The following is a 7,528-nucleotide window of genomic DNA, read 5'->3' as shown; positions in this document are numbered from 1 at the left end:
TGGGCACCTTTGCCGTTCGGCTAACCGTTCCCCTTGCCGGGCCGGTAGGGGACTTGCACCCCCAAGTCATCCCCTCGCCACCACAGCTCGGGAAATAGCGCCAGTCACGGCGCTACGCGCCATGCCTGGCGCACCACAAAAAAAGGGAGGGGCAAGCCCTCCCGTGGCCGGTCATGTCAATGCGTAGGGCGAATAAACCGGCATAGAAACGAATGTGCCTGTCCCTTAAGGCACGGACATGGTGGGAGTGGAGCCGAAGGGGTTCACCCAGGTCCAGGGATCGGACTGGCCGACTTCGAAGTCGCTGATGGAGTCATCGGCCGCCGAGGTGATGTTGTCATAGAATTGGTAGCGGAAGGAATCCACGCCGGATTTCACCATCTGCTGACCCACCCAGATGACTTTCACATCGTCGGTGCCGGACCACGCTACGTCGGTGCCCGTGGTGCTGTTGGGCAACAGCACCGGCGAGCCCAGGGTATGTGCCGCGCTGTTCAGATCACCAACGGCCTCTTTCATCACAAACTTCTGCATGTCGTCGTCCGCATTGGACCCTGTATTGGACCCCGCCTCGATCATCACGCCCTGTTCCACGCTGATGAACTTGCCTGTCGGACTGGTGGACGGACCGTTCATCTGCAAAGTAAAAGCGTTATACAAGGTGTCTTGCGAACCATCATTGACGGTGATGGCCTGACTGACATCGAGATCCTTATAGGTGGAACCGCCCGACGCCCAACCGGAATTGACGATGGTCGCGGTACTGAAAGTTGTAGTCACACCACTGGTTGTGGTCGAATCGACGGCACGCTGTTGGCCGGACATGCCGTCCACCCCGACCCGTACAAAACTTTCATCCGCGAAGGACAAGCTGGAAGGAGCGTCTCCACCCGCACTACCTGAAGTCTCGGGAATGACAATGGTCTGGAAGTACTGATTCCCAGAACTGTCCGTCAACTGCCGTTGCAGAAAACCGCTGCCGGTCACCGGCGTACCGCAGGTGTAACCGGCCGGGCAGGTCTGCGTTCCCGCCGTCCCCGAGTCATAATCACCGAAGGTGACTGTGGCCCCGGAGCCGGTGTTGACCGCCGTCCAGACATCGAACGCGGCCGGCGGATCAGCCACAGCGGCGCCTGACAAAATCAAGGCAACCGAACCCATGGTTGAAACCGCCCAGTTAGATTTCTTCATACTCATGCCCTCATATGTGGTTATGGTCAAATCAAAGCTGTCATGGTGGTGCAACACCGTGGCATGTCCTTGCTTGACCATCGCGGTTTCCTGAGCTGGCACGAGCCAGTGCGATAGTCGTATATCCCTACCGCTTCCGCCGCCCGGGGCATGGTTCCCTGGCAGAGCACTCCCTTTGAAAACAACCCCTTCTTCCGTGAACAGAGACACATCCCTGTGAAACACATCGGCCTTGGGCGCTAAAACTTTAAGGAATATAGGCGAATAGCGCGCCCGTGGTACCCGCCCCGGCTGGAGCGCCATGAGCAGCCGTGCTACTCTTGCGGCCCCGCAAGCGGGGCCCTCTTGACGTCGTGGAGGAATACAATGGGACACCGCCTTTCCAAGCTCTACACGCGCACCGGCGACCAGGGCCAGACCGGCCTGGGCAACGGCAGCCGGGTGAGCAAAGACGCCCCCCGGATGGAAGCCCTGGGCGACATCGATGAATTGAACAGCGCCATAGGCGTGGTGCTCTCCCTCGCCCGCGGCCACGAACTCACCCCTCTGCTGACCCGCATTCAGCACGATTTGTTTGACTTAGGGGGGGAAATCTCCATTCCGGGCCATTGCCTGATCCAGCCCCGCGCCGTGGAACGCCTGGAACAGGCCATCGACGAATTCAACAAAGACCTGCCCCACCTCAAGGAATTCATCCTGCCCGGCGGCGGACCGGCGGCTGCCCATTGCCATCTGGCGCGGGCCGTCTGCCGGCGGGCCGAGCGGCACCTGGTGAGCCTGGCCCAAACCGCGCCCCTCAACGATCAAAGCCTGATCTACCTCAACCGCCTGTCCGACCTGCTGTTCGTGGCCGCGCGGGTACTGAGCCGGGAGGAAGACCGCGGCGAGCCCCAGTGGCGCCGCGAATGGAATTGAGAACGGCCGCTCACGGCCGCCCCCGATCCACTGGACACCTTCAATGACCGGGCGCCGCCGGCCAACACTGCATCCACAAAGGTCTGACCATGAAACAAACCATCGTCATCATCGGCATCGGTGAATTGGGGGGCGTGTTCGCCCGCGGCTTTTTGCGCTGCGGCCACCCCGTCTGCCCCGTCATCCGCGAGACGGATATCAACGAGGCCGCCCACACCCTGCCCGACCCCGCCCTGGTGCTGGTGGCCGTGGCGGAAGGGGATCTGCACCCCACCCTGGACGCCGTACCCGGCGTCTGGAAAAACCGCCTGGGCCTGCTGCAAAATGAGCTGCTGCCGCGAGACTGGGAGGCCCACGGCCTGGAACAGCCCACCGTCACCGCCATCTGGTTCGAGAAAAAGAAGGGCAGGGACGTCAAAGTGCTGCTGCCCTCCCCGGTGTACGGCCCCCGGGCGGCGCTGCTGACCGCGGCCCTGGCCGCGGTGGACATCCCCGCCCGCCCCCTCATCCGGGAAGAAGAGCTGGTCTATGAACTGGTGCGCAAAAACGTCTATATTCTCACCACCAACATCGCCGGTCTGGTCGCCGGCGGCACCGTGAGCGAACTGTGGGCCCGCCACCGGGATCTGGCGCGGGCCGTGGCGGAGGACGTCATGACCATCCAGGACCACCTGGTGGCCACCCCCCCGTCCCACGAGCGCCTGCTCCAAGGCATGCTGGAGGCTTTCGCAGGCGACCCCGGGCACCGCTGCATGGGGCGCAGCGCCCCCCTCCGGCTCCAGCGCGCCCTGGCCCTGGCGGATGCCCACGGCCTGGCCGTGCCCACCTTGCGGAAGATCGCGCACGACACGGCGCGCTAGGCAAGGCCCAACCGATGCAGGCACATCACCCGGCCAGGATCAAACTCAGCCCCACGGCAATGGTGATCCATTCGTACACCCGTTTGATCCAGCGGTTACCCTTGGCGATGGCCAGATGGGCGCCCAGATAGCCTCCCAGGAGGGAACCCAGCAGCAGGGCGGGCAACCAGCTCCAGCGTATCTCCGCCAGCAGCCCCAGGGTCAAGGCACCACCGCCATTCCAGAACAGCCCCACCAGGATCAGCGTGTAGGCCACGGCGCGCTGGTAGTCCAGGCCGAACCAGCGCACCAGCCACAAGGTGACGAACAAGCCTGTGCCCGAGGTCAGCGAGCCGTTCAGCACCCCGATGCCGAACAGAACGCCACCCCCCGCAATAGTGCCCCAGGTATCGCGATGACGCGGCGCATGGGTCAGGCCCAGGGCCGGGCGAAAATAAGAATAAGCACCCAGTCCCATGGTCAGCACCCCCAGGGCGATTTGAGCAAAGCGGTCCGGCACGGTTAAGATCACGCTGGCCCCCAGCACCACCCCCGGCAGCCCGCAGGCCAGAATGAACGCGGCGAAACGCGCCTCCAGCGCCCGTTCTCTTAAGTGCCGCGCGGTGGCGCCGATACCCAAAGCGACGCTGGCCACCTTATGAGTTGCCAGGGCCACGCCGAAGGGAAGACCGAGAAAAATCAGGGCCGGAAGCTGGATCAAGCCCGCCCCGCCCCCGGCAAAGGCAGAGAACAAATTGGCCAGCAGGGAAATGAACAACAGCAGGATTTGGTCGATCCAGGCCAAACGCAAGACCTCCTGAAAAAGACAAATGGGTAGTCATTACATGGTGAAAGGGACCGTGCGACGATTATTCCGCCTGCCACCCCCCCCGGCGCGGACACCGTCCTCATGGGGCCGCGGCACCCTCTTTGGCATGACAACAGCGCCGCTGCGGACGCTGTTGAACAGGGATGATCTCTATTCTACTCTCCGGCGCACCGCCGGCGCGCTGCTGGGCGGCAGCTTGCTGCTCACCCTGACACCTGAGCCGGCCGGGGCCGACACCTACCGTTGGATCGGTGACGACGGCAAGGTCCACTACAGCGACTACCTGCCCCCCCACGACATCAACAAAGCCTACTGGGTCATCAACAGCCAGGGCGTGGTCGTCAAAAAAGTCGAGCCGGCAAAAACACCCGAGCAAATCGCCGAAGAGCAGCGGCTGGCGCAGCTGCGGGCGGAACAACAACGCCGGGCCGCCGAGCAGGCCGAGTACGACAGAATTCTGTTGGACACCTTCACCTCAGTGGCAGACCTGGAAGAAACCCGCGACCGCCGCCTGGCCACCCTGGAAGGTCTGATCAACGTGGCCCAACGCAAAATCAACAACCTGCAGCAACAGCTGGCCCGCCAACTCGAACGCGCGGCCAACACCGAACGCCGCGGCGAACCCGTCCCCCGGGAACTGGCCGACAACATCAAAGTCCTGCGTGACCAGATCACTCACGAAGAAGGCTACATCCACGCCCAGCGGGTCCAGCAGGCGGCCCTCAAGGAACGCTTTGGCGAAGACATCGCGCGTTACAAGGCCCTCAGGCAACGGCGTTAGGCCCCTCCGCAGCCCTGGCCGAGGCCGTCGCCCCGCCCCCCGGAACGCGCTACAATCGCTAGCCGTTGCACCATACCGGCCCGGCCAACAGGGAAACATTCATGTCCGCCTTCAGCGTTCTCGCAAAAACACTGATCACCGTTCTCATCCTGTGGCCCGCCATAGCGGCTGCGACGCTGGAGGTAGACAGCCGCATCAGCGCCGTCACCCTCTACCCCGACCGCGCCCAGGTCACCCGCACACTCTCGGTGGAGCTGCCCGCGGGCGACAGCCGCATCGTGGTAAGCGGTCTGCCCGCCACCCTGGCGGACAATGCCCTGCGTGTCGCCGGCCACGGCAAGGTGGCGCTCACGCTGGGCCCGGTGCAAAGCCGGCGGGTGTTTCTGGGCGCCCTGGCCCAGCAGGAGGAACAGCGCCTGCAGAACGAACTCACCGCGCTGGAAGACAAAAAACGCGCCGCCGGCGACCGCATCAAAGCCCTCAGGCAACAACTCGCCTTCATTGAAGCCCTGGGCAAAACCGCCCCCGCCACCATCAGTGAAGACCTGCGCCGCAACCAACTGGAACCGGCGCGCTGGAAAGCCGCCTGGACCCAGATCGGCACCGGCGCCAGTGACAGCTACCGGCGCATCCAGGAAGAAGAAATCCAGATTCGCGACCTGCTGAAAAAGATCACCAAGATCAAAAACACATTACAAGGCATACACACCGGCCAGCGGCAAAGCAAACAAGTGCAATTCGACGTGCATGCGGACCAGGCCGGCCCGGCCCGCTTTGAGTTGAGCTACCAACTGCCCGGCGCCTCCTGGACGCCCGTGTACGAAGCCCGGTTGGACGCCGCCGGCGGCGCCGTCACCCTCATCCAGCGCGCCGCCGTGCGCCAGCGCACCGGGGAAGACTGGATCGACGTGACCCTGCGGCTGTCCACCGCCCGCCCCGCTTTCCAGGCCAGCCTGCCGGAACTGCCGCCCTGGACCATCGACCTCCGCCCGCCCGCCGCAGCGCTGTTTGATTCCGAACAGACCATGCCCCGCTCACGCGCCCTGATGCAGCAACTGGCCTCGCCCATGGCTGAGCGCCCCCGCGCCAAAATGAAAGACGAACGCGACGCCGCACCGGAATCGGCACAGATCGCCGGTGCGGAATTCGCTACCGAATACCTCATCCCGGGACGCGCCACGGTCCCGGCCGACAACGAACCCCACTACTTCACCGTCCACCAGGAACCTCTGGCCGCCACCCTGGCCGCCCTGTCCATCCCCAAACTGGATCCGGCCGCCTACCTCTACGCCGAACTCCGCTACCCCGGTGCCGCACCGCTGCTGCCCGGCCCGGTGAGCGTGTTCCGTGACAACGTCTTCGTCGGCAACGCCCGCCTGCCGCTCATCCGGCCCGGGGAACGGGTGAAGCTGTCCTTCGGCAAGGACGACAAACTGAAAGTGCGCTATCACATCGACGCTGCTGTAAGTTCCCCGGGAGGCATCTTCAATCGCAACAAAAAGCTGGAGCGCGGCTACCGCATCACCATCACCAACCATCACCAGCGCGCCATGGACATTACCGTGCTAGACCAGCTGCCCGTGCCCCAGGACAAGCGCATCACCGTAAAACTGGATGAAAAAAACACCAGCCCTGTCAGCCAATACGACGTCGACGGCAAACAGGGCGTGCTGGCCTGGCGCAAAAATTATCTGGCGGGGGAAAAGAACGAAATACGGTTTGTCTATTCGGTGGCCTATCCAGCGGAATTGGCGCTGCAGGGCTTATAGACATGCCCTTCGGCCGTGCGGGGACATATCTGCGGCGGGCCAATATCAGGAGCGTCCGGAGCGGATCGACTGCCGTCTGCAAACAGCGGGTATGGTTGCTGTTGTCCGGCTCCGGTGAGAAAAAAGGGGCAAGCGTTGCGCAGGGGATGGAGAAAATGAATACCGTTGTGATTCAAGCAGAGCACCGGTGCAGCCCGGTTCGGCTTTGCCAAAGTGCGCTGGTGGGTCTGGTCCTTGCGCTGTGGCTGGGACAGGGCGTGGCGGCGCTGCCGGCCGCCGGGAATGCCGGCAACGATGATCCCACAGAAAAAGCGGCGCTGATCGAGCAGGTCATGTCGCTCTCGGGCATGGACGAAATGATCGTGCGGCTCCCCGACATGGCGCGCACGGGCTTCCAGCAGCAACCCCCACCGCCGGTGGACAGAGCGCAGTATGAGCAATTCCAGGAGATATTTCTGACCGCACTGGATCCCGGGCAGGTGCGCCGTTCAGTGGTGAATTTCCTTGACCGTCACTTCGACGGGCCACGCTTTGCTGATTTCGCGGCGATGCTGAACACCCCTGTGGCCAAACAGATGACCGCGCTGGAGCTGCAAGCGGGAACGCCGGAAGCCGGGCGGGAGATGATGGCCTTTGCCAACACCACCCTGGGACAGCTTTCCGCGGAGCGCGCTGAGCTGATCCGGCGGCTGGAGCGCGCCCAGGGCGCCGCGGAGGCGATGGTGGCAATGCAGGTGATGATGGCCCGCACCATGATGGAGGGCATGAATCGCATCGTTCCGCAAAACCGGCGCTTGAAGCCTGGGCAGATCGAGACGTTCTTCGCCCGCATGCGCCAAGACAGCCTGGCCCCCGCCCGGCAATATGCCGAACTCAACATGGCTTATGCGTACCGCTCGGTTTCCGACAGCACGCTGGCCGACTACGCCGCCCTGTACGAATCGGAGACCGGGCGTTGGGCCACAGCGTTGTTGGTGGACGCCTGGCTGGACGCATACCGGGGTATTGCCCGCAGACTGGCACAGGCCATGGCGGAGTCGTTCGGGCCACACGACGACGGGCGCTATTATTGAGACTTGCATAAATGACTGACACTTTTTCTTATTTTGGTTGTCCAAAGGGTTGTGTGAGAATGGCAACCGGAGTAAGAGATGAAACGAGACCTGAAAGCATTGCAACGCCGGCGAATGCACGCGGCCCGGCT

7 protein-coding genes are annotated in these 7,528 nt (G+C 63.3%); 5 read left to right on the top strand and 2 right to left on the bottom strand.

Features of this window, described 5'->3' with window-relative positions; genetic code table 11:
- Positions 1-225: 225 nt before the first annotated feature.
- On the bottom strand, positions 226-1,272 hold the full coding sequence (locus tag ENJ19_02855) for a hypothetical protein (protein ID HHM04666.1): 1,047 nt from the start codon (positions 1,270-1,272) through the stop codon (positions 226-228).
- Between the two features lie 285 nt (positions 1,273-1,557).
- Here ENJ19_02855 and ENJ19_02850 point away from each other — a divergent pair, with 285 nt between their 5' ends.
- Positions 1,558-2,106, top strand: coding sequence for a cob(I)yrinic acid a,c-diamide adenosyltransferase (locus ENJ19_02850; protein HHM04665.1), 549 nt, complete (start codon positions 1,558-1,560; stop codon positions 2,104-2,106).
- A gap of 89 nt (positions 2,107-2,195) precedes the next feature.
- On the top strand, positions 2,196-2,966 hold the full coding sequence (locus ENJ19_02845; GenBank protein ID HHM04664.1) for a hypothetical protein: 771 nt from the start codon (positions 2,196-2,198) through the stop codon (positions 2,964-2,966).
- A 25-nt stretch (positions 2,967-2,991) separates the two neighbouring features.
- Here ENJ19_02845 and ENJ19_02840 read toward each other — a convergent pair whose 3' ends face one another.
- Positions 2,992-3,750: a sulfite exporter TauE/SafE family protein gene (locus tag ENJ19_02840; GenBank protein HHM04663.1), complete on the bottom strand. Its 759-nt coding sequence runs from the start codon at positions 3,748-3,750 to the stop codon at positions 2,992-2,994.
- A 25-nt stretch (positions 3,751-3,775) separates the two neighbouring features.
- Between ENJ19_02840 and ENJ19_02835 the strand changes: the two genes are divergently transcribed.
- From ENJ19_02835 to ENJ19_02825, 3 genes are all read left to right on the top strand, one after another.
- The gene (locus ENJ19_02835; protein ID HHM04662.1) at positions 3,776-4,555 is read left to right on the top strand and encodes a DUF4124 domain-containing protein; all 780 of its coding nucleotides are present in this window, start codon (positions 3,776-3,778) and stop codon (positions 4,553-4,555) included.
- A gap of 101 nt (positions 4,556-4,656) precedes the next feature.
- Positions 4,657-6,324, top strand: coding sequence for a mucoidy inhibitor MuiA family protein (locus ENJ19_02830; GenBank protein ID HHM04661.1), 1,668 nt, complete (start codon positions 4,657-4,659; stop codon positions 6,322-6,324).
- 221 nt (positions 6,325-6,545) lie between these two features.
- The gene (locus tag ENJ19_02825) at positions 6,546-7,397 is read left to right on the top strand and encodes a hypothetical protein (GenBank protein ID HHM04660.1); all 852 of its coding nucleotides are present in this window, start codon (positions 6,546-6,548) and stop codon (positions 7,395-7,397) included.
- Positions 7,398-7,528: the final 131 nt, after the last annotated feature.

This window comes from Gammaproteobacteria bacterium (genome assembly GCA_011375345.1).
GTDB lineage: Bacteria > Pseudomonadota > Gammaproteobacteria > DRLM01 > DRLM01 > DRLM01.
The sequence above is the reverse complement of the archived record's forward strand: the minus strand, read 5'-3'. Positions and strand labels throughout refer to the sequence as shown.